Annotated in this window: 15 protein-coding genes; 3 read left to right on the plus strand and 12 right to left on the minus strand. The window is 25.0% G+C overall.

The genetic code is table 4. The features are described from left to right. Positions 1-202: 202 nt before the first annotated feature. A complete protein-coding gene (locus ACD762_RS08230; protein ID WP_423363510.1) occupies positions 203-1,447 on the minus strand; it encodes a protein kinase domain-containing protein in 1,245 nt (414 codons plus the stop codon). 185 nt (positions 1,448-1,632) lie between these two features. Between ACD762_RS08230 and ACD762_RS08235 the strand changes: the two genes are divergently transcribed. After that, entirely contained in the window at positions 1,633-2,073 is a 441-nt protein-coding gene (locus ACD762_RS08235; protein ID WP_423363511.1) for a hypothetical protein, read from the plus strand. Between the two features lie 44 nt (positions 2,074-2,117). Here ACD762_RS08235 and ACD762_RS08240 read toward each other — a convergent pair whose 3' ends face one another. Further along, on the minus strand, positions 2,118-3,077 hold the full coding sequence (locus tag ACD762_RS08240) for a hypothetical protein (protein ID WP_423363512.1): 960 nt from the start codon (positions 3,075-3,077) through the stop codon (positions 2,118-2,120). A gap of 689 nt (positions 3,078-3,766) precedes the next feature. Between ACD762_RS08240 and ACD762_RS08245 the strand changes: the two genes are divergently transcribed. After that, positions 3,767-4,930: a hypothetical protein gene (locus ACD762_RS08245; protein WP_423363513.1), complete on the plus strand. Its 1,164-nt coding sequence runs from the start codon at positions 3,767-3,769 to the stop codon at positions 4,928-4,930. A 167-nt stretch (positions 4,931-5,097) separates the two neighbouring features. On the opposite strand, the gene ACD762_RS08250 is transcribed toward ACD762_RS08245, so the two are convergent. The 9 genes from ACD762_RS08250 to prfA form a co-directional block, all read right to left on the minus strand. Next, entirely contained in the window at positions 5,098-6,687 is a 1,590-nt protein-coding gene (locus tag ACD762_RS08250) for an IS1182 family transposase (protein ID WP_423363416.1), read from the minus strand. 107 nt (positions 6,688-6,794) lie between these two features. Next, positions 6,795-7,781 (minus strand): alpha/beta hydrolase, encoded by a 987-nt coding sequence (locus ACD762_RS08255; protein WP_423363514.1) that lies wholly within the window; start codon positions 7,779-7,781, stop codon positions 6,795-6,797. A gap of 73 nt (positions 7,782-7,854) precedes the next feature. Then, complete coding sequence (locus tag ACD762_RS08260; protein WP_423363515.1) at positions 7,855-8,793, minus strand: ADP-ribosylglycohydrolase family protein; 939 nt, start codon at positions 8,791-8,793, stop codon at positions 7,855-7,857. A gap of 254 nt (positions 8,794-9,047) precedes the next feature. Then, complete coding sequence (locus ACD762_RS08265) at positions 9,048-9,671, minus strand: ribonuclease HII (protein ID WP_423363516.1); 624 nt, start codon at positions 9,669-9,671, stop codon at positions 9,048-9,050. Next, the gene (gene ylqF, locus ACD762_RS08270) at positions 9,652-10,518 is read right to left on the minus strand and encodes a ribosome biogenesis GTPase YlqF (RefSeq protein ID WP_423363517.1); all 867 of its coding nucleotides are present in this window, start codon (positions 10,516-10,518) and stop codon (positions 9,652-9,654) included. Before ylqF ends, ACD762_RS08265 begins: the two co-directional genes overlap by 20 nt. 158 nt (positions 10,519-10,676) lie before the next feature. Continuing rightward, on the minus strand, positions 10,677-11,294 hold the full coding sequence (locus tag ACD762_RS08275) for a hypothetical protein (RefSeq protein ID WP_423363518.1): 618 nt from the start codon (positions 11,292-11,294) through the stop codon (positions 10,677-10,679). Between the two features lie 229 nt (positions 11,295-11,523). Further along, positions 11,524-12,075 carry a signal peptidase I gene (gene lepB, locus ACD762_RS08280; RefSeq protein WP_423363519.1) on the minus strand — a complete coding sequence of 184 codons (552 nt, stop codon included), beginning with the start codon at positions 12,073-12,075 and terminating at the stop codon, positions 11,524-11,526. Between the two features lie 25 nt (positions 12,076-12,100). Then, positions 12,101-12,958, minus strand: coding sequence for a peptide chain release factor N(5)-glutamine methyltransferase (prmC, locus tag ACD762_RS08285; RefSeq protein ID WP_423363520.1), 858 nt, complete (start codon positions 12,956-12,958; stop codon positions 12,101-12,103). A gap of 1 nt (position 12,959) precedes the next feature. Continuing rightward, positions 12,960-14,021, minus strand: coding sequence for a peptide chain release factor 1 (gene prfA / locus ACD762_RS08290; RefSeq protein WP_423364723.1), 1,062 nt, complete (start codon positions 14,019-14,021; stop codon positions 12,960-12,962). Positions 14,022-14,238: 217 nt separating this feature from the next. Here prfA and ACD762_RS08295 point away from each other — a divergent pair, with 217 nt between their 5' ends. Beyond that, the gene (locus tag ACD762_RS08295) at positions 14,239-14,781 is read left to right on the plus strand and encodes a flavodoxin domain-containing protein (RefSeq protein ID WP_423363521.1); all 543 of its coding nucleotides are present in this window, start codon (positions 14,239-14,241) and stop codon (positions 14,779-14,781) included. Positions 14,782-15,202: 421 nt separating this feature from the next. On the opposite strand, the gene ACD762_RS08300 is transcribed toward ACD762_RS08295, so the two are convergent. Continuing rightward, positions 15,203-15,985 (minus strand): phosphopantothenoylcysteine decarboxylase, encoded by a 783-nt coding sequence (locus ACD762_RS08300; protein ID WP_423363522.1) that lies wholly within the window; start codon positions 15,983-15,985, stop codon positions 15,203-15,205. Positions 15,986-16,155: the final 170 nt, after the last annotated feature.

Consider the following 16,155-nt stretch of genomic DNA (forward strand, 5'->3'; position numbering starts at 1 on the left):
ATTACCGTTATTTTAAGTATCATCTTTTATAGATTTATAATGTATATATAAAAGGGTTAAAAATAATCACTTATTTCATTAGAAATATTTATTAAATGTGAAATTTATTACACTGTTTTTTCTATGATAATATCTTTGTGAATTTTTTCACTTGATGATAAATGATTGTATAATATAAAAAAAAGCATATATAAACATGCTTTTATAGTTGTAGAGTATTTTGTGGGTAATAGGTAGATGTGAACATTAAAATTATAAAGGTGAATACTAGTACAAATGCTATCCCATACATTAGTTTTGTGTATTCATTTTCATACCCTGTTTTACACTTAAATAATCTCTTTATTGTGATTATAACTAAATTAAATAATGGTACTATTAATAATGTTAAACAAGTTATGTTAAATATGATGTAACTTATACTCTCAATAAAATTATGACTGTTTTTCAAATTATCACTTACACTCATAATTAATGCAAAAACTGCCATTAATATGATATACCATTTTATTATTTTACTTTTCTTGTATCCTAAACCATCATTAAATAAATCTAATACTTTTGTTATACTTATATCTAATTTTTTAGTTGTTTGATTACTACCTGGTTTAATAGTACTATTATTCTTTTTTAATATTTTTTTATTTTTATCTAAATTAAAAAAATCTAATTTACTTGCACTTTGGTTAGCTATATCATTTATTGTTTCAGTTATTGCTTTTTTATTAAGCTTATTCTTTGCTGATAAATGATTTGTATTAATTGTATTATCGTTATAATGATTTTTTTCTTCCTTGTTTATTTCTTCTATTATTTTAATTGAATTTAATTTTATGTCATCTTGTTTTTCTTGGTATTCTTGATATACTCTTATATACCAAGTCAACATTGTTTGAAAGTCTGCAAATCGATGAGTATCATCTACTTCTTTTGCTTTATTGTTAAGCACTGTAAACTCTTCAGGTAAATTCATTTCTGAAAATATTAATCCTAGTGAATACATGTCTGATTTATATGTTGTCTGCTTGAATCCATAATGTTCTGGTGAAGCATAGTAAGGTGTTCCTATAATAACTGTATCTTTATTTTTTTCTTTATCATATGATCTAGTAGTTTCAAAGTCTATCAAGTATACATTTTTTAAGTCGTTTGCGATAATTATATTTTCTGGCTTAATATCTTTGTGTATTAGGTCTAAGTCAGCTAGATCTTTCAAGGCCTTTATTATTGAAAGACATATTTCTATTCTATTATTGTATGTAGTATTTGTACTTAATAATTCTCTTAATGTCATACCTTCAACATATTCATAGATTACATATTCATTTTTTATTTCTAATATTTTAGGCATGTATTTATAATTATTCAACTTTAGTGTCGCATATATACCTGCATTATCAACTATCTTTTTTTTAGCCTTTACATTATTAAACATAATACTTTCCATTATGCCACACCTTTCTGTATATAATTACAATAATTATTTATAAAAGAAACATATTTTATACTTATATTTTACCATTTAGTAAAATATTAATAAAGGTATCTTTAATAAAAACATCTTTATTAAAAGTGTCTTGCTAAGTTACTTCTTTTAATAAGCATTTTGTTATAATGAAATTGGTGATATTAATGGGCAATGAAAAAATTCTTTTTGATGAAATGATAATCGTAGGTGAAGATTTAAATAAAAATAATAATTTTAATTTGTCTTATTGTAATGATATATCTGCCTTAAGCATTTTATTTAATTATATCTGTTTGTATACTAATATTGCTTCTTTAAGTTACAAGTTATTTAAAGATGATTGTTTAGTTCAATTATCTCTTGATAATAACTTCTTAGTTTTATCTAGAGATAATTTATTAGTTATTTTAATTTATTTAAAAGCTGATCTTAAATTGATTAACTTTATGCTTAATATATTTGAAATGAATATTTTATACTCTAAATTATTAAAAGATGCTTTAATATTATATGCTATTAAGTATTCTTTCTCTTTAGATGATTTAAATAAATTACTTATTCAATATCAACTTAAACCTCTATCTTTATTTATTTTAGATAAATAAAACCATAATTATAAGCTATTTACTTATAGTTATGGTTTTGTTGTTTAATAGTTAAAAGCATATATTAGTAATGCTAAGACAACTAAGTAAGAAATACTTGTTTGATAAAATCTTTTTTTATTCTCACTATATATACTATATTGTTTTCTTAATAAAGATATACTTACTCTAATTAAATTGATAGTTAGTGGTACTACTGCAAAGTATATTAAGAAGTTAGTTGCTAAGACTATAAAAATATCTTTATTATGAATATAGATAATATCATAAGAAGTTTTAAAAACAAATAATATTATTAGTAATTTACTTACTACTTGCATTAATTTACTGTACTTGTAACCTATTGCTAGTTCATAGTTAGCATTAAGTTTAGTTGCTCCATCTTCTTCAATTTCGGCTTGTTCTTTAATTAAATCTTTTCGATGATCGACAAATACTTGGGCTTTAAAATCATCTAATGAATAATTACTTGTTACTCCATTTAAACGTTGTTTATTATAGTATGTTTGACTTAGACTATAAAATTCTTTAAATGCTTGTGAATAATTATGAAAGTTTTCATTTACATTTCTAGATAGTAACTTTTTCATATAAGGATTAAATTCTTCAGGAAGATTGAACTTACTTAATATATCATATAAAGATACCATTGTGATAAATGTTGATGCTGAATCAAATAAAGTCATATATAAATATTTATCTTCTTGATCATATAATATGTTATCTAGACTTATATGTGATATATAAATGTTATTATCAGCAAGCTGTTTAAAAGCATTTATTAATCGTAATGAAATAACTATTTGTTCATCAATACTTAATCCACCATTCAAATATTTTTTTAAACTTTTATAATCTTTATACTCATAAACAATATTATAATCATTTATTTCAATTATTGGTAATATATATGGAAAATTAATATTACTCAACAATTGATAAACAGAGCTATCTTTAACAACTTCAACTATACACTTATTTCCAGCTATTGTATTAACACCCATATTATCACCTCTTTGAAAATATTGTAATATATTTTATTTTCGATTAAGTGAAAATAATCTTATCTCTCAGTAATTTTTTTTACTGATTATTAAAAACAACATATTATTTTTAGTTAATAGTAGCATTATATTAAGATTTAGCTAGTCTTAATATCGATAATACGTGTATTTGTTTCACATTATTTTAATAGTATAAAATTTAATAGTTTAAAATATATTATTGTCAAGTTTCTAAATATTGATATTTACTAATATTATAAATAATATACTATTGTACATTTATACTCTATTTATTTAGAATATTAGTTATGATAATCTATTAATATAATTGCTTTACGCTACTGATTTAAGGATTATAGATATACTTAATAACTCTTTTTTAAATTTAAGACTATATTTTTTTTATGTAATTATTATTTATTATAATACTGTTAAAAGTAATAATATTATAGATATTTACACTATATTATGAACTTGGTATTTAATCAATATATCTCATTTAATATTATTTTTAGAATTATAATGATCTTCAATTATCGTGATATATAAGGTTGTTTATACTTACTATAATTACAAATTGTATTAACTATTTATTAATAATAATTACATTTGTAAAATATTAAATAATGCTCTTTAATTATGCCTTTAAAATATACATAATATATATGAGAACACTAATGGGGATAATCATGAAAGGAGAATTTATGATTAATCAAAAATGGACAAGAAATATGCTTGTCATGGTATTTACTAGTATTTTATTTTTTAACTGTTCTTATACTACAAAGGCAACTCAAATTACAACTACTACAACTACTACATCTACTGCAGGTTTTACTATTAAGACTGATGATTTTTTAACAAAACTAGAGGCATTTGTTAATGATCCTATTATTCTTAAACTGAAAGCTGCAAACGCTGCAAATAGTAATCAAAGTACTACTACTAATTTACTGGCTGATCTAATTTTAAAATTACAGCCACTTGTTGATAAGGTCAATGAGTTAAAAAATAATAATAATGTATCTACAAATTTTCTAAGTGATTTAAAAGTTAAACTTGCTGATTTTAAAAAGGAAGTTGATAAGCTTTCAACTACTAACACTACTAATTCTACTGATTTGAATTTGTTATTAGATAAGCTTAAAGCTTTTGAATTAGAAATTGCAAAGATTCCAGCTTTAAACACTAATCAAACTAGTGATAACATCACTGATATGTTAAAACAACTTAGTGATTTTAAAGCAGATATTGATAAGCTTACACCTACTTCTATTGATCAAATAAAATCATTAGAAGCTAAACTTAATGATTTTAAGGTTAAGATTGATAGTTTATCTTTGAATAATGTAAATACTATTAATGATGCATACTCACAGTTAAAAGCTAAACTAGCTCAATTTAGAAATAGTATTAACAATAATATTACTACTTCTAAACCTAAACAATATACTGTAACTATTATTAATAAATTTAACAAAAATAATAAACAGTATACTATTCAAGTTGATGAAAATAAGATTATAACTAATCTTAAAACATATAAGGTGAATAATTATCGTTTTGATGGTTGGTTTAATTCTGCTAATGTCTTGTTTGATATAAGCAATACAAAAATAAATAGTAATTTAGTTTTAACTGCTAAGTATACTAAACTTGCTACTGTTAATTTGAATACTAGTAATACTAATAAACCTAGTAGTAAAAAGGTTGTTAGTAAAAAAACAGCAATTAAAAAAGCTGTTATGTTACCTACAACTGGAAATAACATAGCCTTCTATCTTAAACTTATTTTGGTTTTAATTGCTATAGTTTCAATAGTAAAAGGGATTGCTAGAAAACTATATCATTAATTATTGTTTAATGGACCTTCGGGTCTTTTTTTTATAAGAAGAGGCTGTAATGCATTGATTTAATAATCATGCATTATAGCTTTTTTAGTTTTAATACAGAATTTGTTCAGTTATTAGTATATTTCATAAAAAAAGGCATTATTAAAAAGCCTATCACGATATTCAGTTTAAATATATCAATTAAGCTTAATTCTGCTTTTTTTATTATGATATTTTTTTATGTTATATCCTATACATATTAGTAAAAGCTCAGTTTTGACATTCTCTATCTTTTTTCTATGTATTCTAGTGTATTGATAATCTTGTTTAATTATTCCAAATGTTCCTTCTGCTTGGATACTTCTTTGTTTTCTTAAGTTACTACCAAAATCTCCTGTAAGGTTTTCATTTACTTTTTTGTACATTTCTTCAAGCTCAGGTGTAACTGTTATCATTCTATTTCCTGCAGCTTTAGTGCATTCTGATTTGACTGGACAGTCATTACATTTAGTGCATTCATATTTATATTGTTTTTTTCCGTAGCCATTTACATCTATTATATTTTCACTTATTAAAACATTAAACTCTTGATTTTCAGGACAAATTTTGAATCCATTTTCTGATGTTTTAAAGTTAATAGCTTGATATTTTTTCTTCTTAACAAAAGTTTTATCAAAATTAACTTTATTGAATAATGGGTATTTTAAAGTTAATTCCATATTGTGTTCTTTACAATATTTATAGTTTTCAAAACTACCATATCCAGCATCACCTACTGGATACTGTGGATAACTTTTATATTTAGATTTATACAAATCCATTAATGGAATGAATGTTCTCAAATCATTGGCACACTGAAATATATCTGCAACCATTATATATTCACTTGAAACTCCTACTTGGATATTATACCCTGGTTTAAAAACTCCAGTATTGTTATAATAATCATATTTCATGTGCATGAAAGTGGCATCATGATCAGTTTTAGAGTAACTGTTTCTATTTTCAAATATTTTAAAATGTTCTTCATATTTAGCTAATCTTGAATAATAATCATTTATTTTTTCATGTTTTCTTTGTAAATCGTGTTTTCTAGATCCTTTTCCATAAACAAACTCAATTTTTTGTTTTTTTATATTTATTTCAATATCTTCTACTATTGTTTTTAAGTATGTTGATTTATATTTATTTTTAACTGGAAAATATTGATCATAACATTTATTATATTCTACTATGAAAGTTGAAACATTAGTAAATAGTTTTTGTTGAAATTTTTCAACAGCTTTACGCCATACAAAACTAGTCTTTTTAGCATTGGCTTCAAATTTAGTACCATCTATATAAAGTTTTGAAGTATCAATTGAATCATCACAAGAGATAATATATTTATTTATATCATAAAATATATTTTCTATATTTTTATCAACTAAATTTTCATTTATAAATGTTGCGAAAGCATTGTGAGATGGAGTCTTCATATTACAAAGACTCATAAATCGTATGTCTGTTTTACATGCTTGTTCTATTTTTCTTAAAGAATAAATTTGGTTAGTATATGCAAATAAAATAACTAGTAACATCATTGTAGGATCATACCCTTGATTACCTCTATGGTATGATCGAGTTATGTATTTTGATAAATTAAATCCTTTCATTAGTTCTACAAATGAATGTACTACATCATCAGCTGGTGAAATTACTTCTACTTCTAGTGGTAAAATAAGCTGAACTGGTTTATAATTAAAAGCATAATTGTTATTGAGTAATTCGGTATTCATATATCAATTATACTAAAAAGGAAGAATGTTTTCTCTACATTGAGTAAACATTCTTCCTTTTATTGTATAGGACTATATATGCTAATGCATTACAGCCCCGTTATTATTTATAATTTGTATTTATCTAAAAAACTAATTGTTTCTTTAAAGCAAATCTTTGCTGGTTTAGTATGCATTAATCTAAAGTATTCATGCGGTGTGATATATTTATTTTCATCAAAATATAGTTCATGAACTTCTACACCATTTTCTTGTAATTTTTGGGCAAATCTTTTAGTATCTTCTTCAAATGATTTAAAATTACCATCTGTTAAAAAGGTTGCAGGATATTTATTTTTTATATATTCTGCAATAGATGATGTTTTAGCAATTGTTGCATTTTGCCAATCTCTTTCTCCATAGTACATCCATCCTAATTGCTCAAAACCATATCTAATAAAATTAGATTCATGAACATTACTCACTTCTATGAAATCATAAAAGCCACAATAAAGTAATAAGCCTCTAACATTATCACTATTTATTACTGGTGCTATGTTTAGCATTCTAGCATATTCAATATTGTTTTGAATTGCTATGAATTGACTAGCATAATGTGCTCCAGCAGAGTCTCCTGCTATAAACATGTTATCCATATTTATATTATATTTATTATGAGTTTTAAAATACTCAAAAAATTCTGATATTTGTACTAGTGGTTCTGGATAAACTACATTTGGTATTAAATCATAGTTTAATACTACAACATTATAACCATTTTGAGCTACTTTTGAAGCAAAAGATGACATGCTTACTTTATCTCCACCCATAAATCCTCCACCATGTATCCAAATTAGTGTAGGTGTCTTATCTACTTGCTGTTCACTTAAGTATAAGTCGTAATTATTTCTTTTATATTTTGATTCGTAGCTAACATCTCTTTTTACTTTAACATTTTTTATTTTATAATTATGCTTTCGATGATCATTAGGCACTCTAAAAAATGTTAATGATATAAATTGCAGGAATATTCTTGGTATAAATTCTACTACTAAGTAATATCCTGCCATTGCACTGCTAATAAATAATAATATTTTTTTAATATGTTTAAACATTTGATCACCTCTTAATTATAGTATATCTATTTTTTATTATTTCAACAAATGATTTATAAAAAAAAAGACTAGTTTAAATAGTCTTTTCAATGTATTTGATTATTAAACGATCTATCAATGTATGTCTAATTAATTTATACTGCCATTTTAATGGTACATCTTCTATACCATAGTAACTACCCGCTAATGCACCTGTTACTGATCCTGTAGTACTTGTATCTAAGCCTAAATTAATTGCATTTAAGATACAATCTGTATAGTTGTTAAAGTTATAGAAACAGAAGATTACTGCTTCTAAAGATTCTACTATATAACCTGAGGCTTTAATATTATTAATTGATTCAAACTCATAAGCAGCTGTAAATAGGTAATTAAATGAGTCAAAGTTTTCTAAATATGGCGAATAACTTAGATGTTCTATAATAGTATTACGTGTATTTTCTAAAGAATCATCTTTATTATAACCTAAATATATATTTCTTATTATTTCTAAATAGATTATACAGCCTAAATCAGATATTGGATTGCGATGGGTTAAATGAGTAATTTCTTGCATCTTACTAAATCTTGTATCAAAATCATATTCTAATTTTATAAATTCTGGAACTAGTGGTGATATTCTCATTAAGGCACCATTTCCATTTTCATAGTAGCTATTTCCACCAGCTTCTGAAGCAGCTACTCCTTCTAGTTTATATCTCATAAATGCATCTATTAATTTAGGACCAACATCGAAACTCTTATCAAATGGTGTTAAATGCCCTTCTTCATAAAATGATAAAAACTTATCCATCAAATCTGATGCATCACCTTCATCTATAATATTTTCTACTAAACAAAGACTCATTGAACTAACATCAGACCATGTTCCTGCTGGATAATCAAAGTCTCCCCTACCTATCATATCACTAACATAAAAAGTACCTCTAACAGCATTTTCTACTTGTGCTCCCAAGGCATCACCAACTATTAATCCATATAACATTCCTTTTATTCTATCTTCATATTTCATGTAATCAGCTCCAAAATTCTATTTATATTTATTATACTTCTATTTATAACTTTTTGCACTACTATCTGTGAATTTTTCCACTTATGTAATAATAATTTAAGTTAGTGCTTATACTTTAAACTTTGTTATTACACAATTTATATAATTTATTAAAGATATTAAAAAATATAATATTAATTATCTATCGTTTTTATTGATTATATTATCATTTTAAAAGTAAATATATATTATTAAAAGGACCTAATGGTCCTTTTTTAAAATAATTTCATTTGTTTAGAAATCATTGATTTTATTGGTTCATAACTTTTACGATGTATTTTATCTAAATAACCATATTGTATTAATGCTTCTTTGTGTTGTTTAGTACCATATCCTTTATGTTTAGCAAAGCCATATTCTGGATATACTTGGTCTAATTCAACCATGATATGATCACGATATACTTTGGCAATAATTGATGCACAAGCTATTGCATAACTAGTAGCATCTCCTTTTATAATATCGATGTTATTATCCATATTTAAAGGCATTGCATCAGTTAAAATTAGCGTATTATTTCTATTTAGTTTTTTAGCAACATGCTGCATAGCTTGTTTTGTTGCTTGGTAGATATTTATTTCATCTACTATATCATTGTTAACTTCTAAAACAAAATAATCTAATACATTATCTTTTATTAGAGGTAGTATTTTTTCTCTTTTTTTCTCACTTAATTTTTTACTATCATTTACTTCATCTATTAAATTTTCATAAGACATTATGGCACCACAGACTACTAATGGTCCAGCTAAACAACCTCGTCCTACTTCATCTATACCAATGATATAGTCATATTTTTTTAATAGATCTAAATCATAGTTACTCAGTAAATTTGACATCAAATGTAATTGGCGCAATTGTTCCATTACGCGACTCTCTTAATACTATATCATATACTTTGTCATAGTCTACTTGATTACCTGGTAAAATTGCTTTTCTTACATTGGCAATATGATCCATGGCAGCAATTATTGAATCTAAATTATCATTATCCATCTCAGTCAATGAGTAACGTTTATAAAAATGTTCTTTATAGTAAGTATTTAAAAACTTCATACAGTAAATACATAATTCATCTTTGGGTAAGATTTCTTCTTTTATTGCACCAGTCAGTGCTAGATTGATAGCAACTTGCTTATCTTCAAACTTAGGCCAAAGTATCCCAGGACTATCCAATAATTCAAACTCCTTATTTACCTTTATCCACTGTAATGCTTTAGTTACACCAGCTTTATCACCTGTTTTTGCAGATTTTCTTTTAGCCATTTTATTAATAAGTGTAGATTTACCCACATTAGGAATTCCAACAATTAAAGCTCTAATTGCTCTTGGTTTTAAACCTCTTTTAGCATCTTTTTCAAATTTAGGTTTTAGTACTACTTTTGCCTTATTTACTAAACGATTCATTTCCTTAAAATCTAAAAGATTAGTTGCAATAACTTCATATCCTTTTTCTTCATAATACTTAACCCACTCTTTTGTATAAGTTGGATCAGCAAGATCTGTTTTAGATAGTAACATTACTTTTTGTTTATTATGAACTAACTTATCCATCATAGGATTTTTACTTGAATAAGGAATTCTTGCATCTACTATTTCTATTACAATATCTATTAATTTTATTTTTTCTTCTATTAGTCTTCTAGCTTTGGCCATATGACCAGGAAACCAGTGTATTGTTGCCATATTATTAACTCCTTTATTCTTAATACTTAAATGCTATTACTAAGTATTAAGTGGTTATTGATTTATTATATATTTTTAACTTAAAAAGATATAACAAAACTTTCTAAGTAAGTCTTATTATACCATTTTTACATATTATTTAGAACACTCATCTAGTATTACATTAAATCATTACTCTTTTTACAATAGAATTCTCTTTCATTTTCAATGTATGCAATTTCTAAATTTAATTTTTTTTGTAGTTTAGACCATAGATCTAATACTAGTATTACACTTGCCATAAAAACTAAAAATAAGATAATTTTGACTATAAAATTATAATTTAAATGCAAGTATTCTGTTACTAATAATGAACCACCTATTCCTACTTCTACCACTATACAACAAATAACCCATTGAACAACTCCAAAGATTCGATAAGTATACTTAGATTTACTTATTGCTAAACTCATTTCTGGTGTATTATATATTTTTTCATAAAATTGAGGAAAGCTAAAACTTCTATAACTATATTTTGTATAGCTTCTAGCCCAATAACCTAACTTATGAATTATTGCATAGTTAAGATCTTGCATCATTTGAAAGATTGCTACAAAAAAGGGGAAAAATGTTACTAATATTAGTATTACACTAATTGTTTCTGAAATTTGTATTTCTAAGTATGATGTTATTATGAAAGTAATTGTACAGCTTAAAAAATAACTTATTAAACTGCTTATTATTATTGATGTTAAAGATAGTATATAAAATAGAGTGTATATTAAAAATTTTTTCATTGTTATTTAGGCAGATTGCTAGCTAGCCTGTTCCTTTCAAATATTTATAGATAAATATTACTATTATATCTTTGCTTAAGCAATTCTATTTTATATATTCAAAGTGTATTTCTATATGCTTTTTATAGTTTTTTATTTCTTTGTTTTACATACATAAAAAAAGCGAATTCACTTCGCTTTTTAATGTTTATATTTATTGTTACTTGTATTTTATAAAATAAGGAACAATCTAATTTATAAGTCCTATCTTATCAACAGGCCAATATGAAATACCATTTATTGCTTTTATTTGTTCTTTTTTTATCGGTCCAATAATTCGAGAATCTAAAGAAACATTTCTATTGTCACCTAGTATAAAGTATTCATCTGAGCTTAGTGTAACTGCATCCATATCTTCCATTACTGTGTCTGGCGATTTTGTATCATCTCTTGCAGCAACTCCATTAACTAACACTACATTATCTTTAATTTGTACTGTATCATTTGGCATTCCAAATACTCTTTTAACAATAAGTTCTGATTGTTGTTTATCTTCATCAAAATAATCAACAACTACAACATCATGATAATCGGCCTTGTTTAAAAAGCTAGCTCTTACCATTACTCCACGTTCACCATCTACATAAGTTGGCTCCATTGAAGTACCTTGTACTCTTACTGACATCAATAGATATTGAAAGATCAAAAAGATTACTGCAACTATAACTATTGTTTCAATTATTTCTTTTTTAAAGCTTTTTTTATCCCCAATTAGCTCTTTGTTTTCTTTACTATTAAACATAAATTCCCTCCTTATTTTAGACTATTTATTTTTTGATATTTTTATAAATAAATAACATTCTGTCTTTACCATTAATATCTTTAATTATTTCATATTCATAATTTGGAAAATAATGTTTGATAGCTTCTTCCATTATTTCTTTTTGATCATAACCAAACTCAAATGCCATGATAGCTTTTTCTTCTGTAATCTTATCTACATCTTCAAAAATACGACGGTAGAAATCTAAACCATCATTACCACCAAATAATGCAACATTAGGTTCAAAGTCCTTTACTGTTGCTTGTATTTCTTGTTGGTTTGGAATGTATGGTGGATTAGATACAAAGAAATCTAATTTTAAATTATTATCTATAAAAGGTTGAAGTAAATCTCCTTGCATAAATGTAACATCAGCTTCAAACTTATCATTGTTTGCTTGTGCAACAACTAAAGCTTTTGCACTTATATCACTACCATACACTTTTGCTTTAGCTTCCTCTAAATCTAATGTAATAGCTATTGCACCACTACCACTACCAACATCTCCTATTTTTATAGTTTCATAGTCTTCAAAATAATCATCTATATGGTATAGGATATTTTCAACTAATTCTTCTGTTTCATATCTAGGTATTAAAACATCTTCATTAACAATTAAATCTCTCCCAAAGAAAGTTTCATAACCTAATATATGTTGTAATGGTGTTCCATATATATATTCTTTTAACATTGTTTCAAATTTAACTTCTATTGTATTAGCAACTTGTTCATCTAGCTTTGCATATAGTTCATATGACTCTAGATTTGTAAGTACTTTTAATAGCTCATAAGCTGCACGTTCTTCTTTATTATTATCTATTGCAAGCTTACTTCCATGATTTAATAACTCTCTAATAGTCATCTTATTTACCTTCTAATTTTAGTTTTTGCTCATGAGCAATTAAAGCTTCAAAAACTTCATCTAATCTACCATCCATTACTCTATCAAGATATTGTAATGTAAAGTTAATTCTGTGATCTGTTAATCTGTTTTGTGGATAATTATAAGTTCTTATTTTTTCACTTCTTTGTCCAGAACCAACTAAATCTCTTCTAGCAGCATCTTCTTTTTCCATTGCTTGAGCCATTATTGTTTCATACACTTTAGCTCTAATAATTTTCATAGCTTGATCTTTGTTTTCATGTTGAGAACGTCCATCTTGACATGTTACAACAGTTTGTGTTGGAATGTGTGTAATTCTAACTGCAGAGTCAGTTGTATTAACTGATTGTCCACCAGCACCACTAGATCTATATGTATCTATTTTTAAATCATTAGCATTAATTGCAACATCTACTTCATCAGCTTCAGGCATTACTATTACAGTTGCAGTTGATGTATGAATTCGACCTTGCGATTCAGTTTTAGGTACTCTTTGAACTCGGTGAGCTCCTGATTCAAACTTCATTTTAGAGTATACTAATTCACCCTTTAACATAAATGAAATTAAAGAAAATCCTCCAGATTCTGCTTCATGAGCTTCTAAAGTTTCAATTTTCCATCCATGTGCCTCAGCATATTTAATATACATTCTATACAAGTCGCCTGCAAAGATATTAGCTTCATCCCCACCAGCTGCACCACGAATTTCAACGATAACATTTCTTTCATCATTAGGATCTTTAGGAATTAATAATATTTCAATATCTTCTAATAATTTTGGTTTTTCTTCATTTAATGTTACAAGTTCTAATTCTGCCATTTCTTTTATTTCTTCATCATCTTCTTCTAATAAAAGTTTAGCTTCTTCAATACCTTCTAAAACTTCTTTTAATCTTATATATGCTTTCACTTGAGGTTCAAGCTGTGACATTTCCTTATTTAACTCTGTCATTTTTTTAATGTCAGACCCAATTTCAGGACTCATAAGTTCTTTATTTACTTCATTATATCTTTTTTCAATTACTTTCAATCTTTCAATTAATTTGTCCATTTTTACACTCTCGCTTCTATGTTTTCTCAAATATATATTATACAGTATTATTTGTTAGTTGTCATATTTTCCCCAAAAATAGCCACAACATATAGTTAATAAATAATTTTAGTTTTTGTTAAAAAATAGCTAAAATAATAGTTTATCTTTTATTGCTTATATAATATTATAAATTTATGATATAATTATAAAAATTGGAGGTATTATAATGATTGAAAATACTATAGTAATAAACCAGTCTAAATACGGACATAGTGCTGAATATGCTAACTACTTAGCTAGTATTTTAGATGTTAAAATTGGTAAATTTAAAACTAATATTGATAACTATGAAAATATTATTTTTGTTTGTCCTATTTATGGTGGTAATTTATATTTATTAAAAAAAGTTGTTCCTATTCTAGAAAAAGCAAAAGATAAAAAAGTATTCATGATTACAGTTGGAATGTCTAATGTAGATAATCCTCAAATTATAATTCAAAGAAATGAAATATTAGCACATAATATTCCAGAAGATTTATTAAACAATATAACTTCTTTTCACTTGAGTAGTGGAATTAAATTTTCTAAATTACAGTTCAAAGATAAATTAATTTTAAGTGTAATTTATAAAAACTCAAAGAAAAAAGATCCTGAAACTATCTCAGCTGAAGCTAAAAAATTTATCGATAATTACAATGTTAATTACACAATAGATAATGAAGAAAAAATTGATGATATCGCAGAGATTATTAAATCAGAAATTAAATAAACCTAATAGTTAAGAGTATAAGATATAGTATCATTTATGTTTTAACTCTTTTTTTATTTATATACTTTTACAATCAATAAAAATTACACACTAAAAAAAGGTGAACAACCACCTTTTTTCAACACACTTGCATAGCTACTACAATCTATTATATCTATCTATTTCTTTTAATATTTTATTCTTTTATATCTGTTCTTTTCATATTTTTTTATTCCTAATACTGATACAACTAATACTAGCATACAAGCTAAAATTTTTTTTGACATTTTTTTAACTCCTTAGTTTATTTAGGTGTTTTATTACCTAAGTTAATTGTAACATTTTTAAATATTACTAATATTAAGCTAGTTATAATTTAATCTTACATTTTTAAAAGGTTTAAGTTGTATAGCAATTAAAAAAGATGGAAAAAATCCATCTTTTAAACTAAGTTATTTAATTGATCTTGTTTCTTTTTAAAGTCTTTAGTTACATGATCATAGATCACTTGTGCTAATTGACTTTTAGTTCCAGTTTGAGCAATAACTCGTCCATTACTGTTGATAATTAATGAATCATGATTTCCATCATCACTTCTGCATAAATCATTTGCAATACAATAATTTGTATTATAACGATCTACTTGTTGGATAGAAGCATCAATTAACTCGTTTTTAGCTACATGATCTAGTAGTTTAAACCCAACAATAATTGCATTAGGTTGATTTTCTCTTAAATCGGCAATAATTTTATCAGATCTTTTCATAGATATAACTATGTTTTCATGATCTGAAGATATTTTCTTTCTATTATTAATAAATGGCATTTTTTCTAAAGCTTTTGAAACCATTTCTGCATTTATTTCAATATCTTTATGATTGTTCATGTAATCAACAATAAATCTTGTTACTTCTTGTTGATCATATACTCTTTCTAATTGAAAGTCTCCTACAGTCATAGCATGGATGATTATATCATATTGTTTGATATCTAATAGGTTTTCTAATTCATTTTTTAATGATTTAATGTCATTAACTATATGTGAAGTTACTCCATTTGGTATTCTTGCATCTTTAGTAGCAACATAGTCAATATTAACTGTTGGTACTTTGGTTTTAAAATACTCTGCTATAATACTGCCTAGAGCTCCTGCAGATATATTTACAATCTGTCTTAGTTGGTCTATTTTTTCAGTAGTAGCACCACTAGTTATTAAAATATTCATTTGCACATTTCCTCTTTCTATAAAAATATACATACATTTCATGTAAAAAACTAATTATTTTTATTATAGTTCTTTGTAACAAGCACTATTATAATACAAAGTTTATAGTAATGCTAGAACATTTTGTGTTATTTTGATTATTTAACATTTCTTTATCTTAATACACATAT

The sequence above is a fragment of the Mycoplasma sp. P36-A1 genome (genome assembly GCF_049478495.1).
Classification (GTDB): domain Bacteria; phylum Bacillota_I; class Bacilli_A; order JAJDGJ01; family JAJDGJ01; genus P36-A1.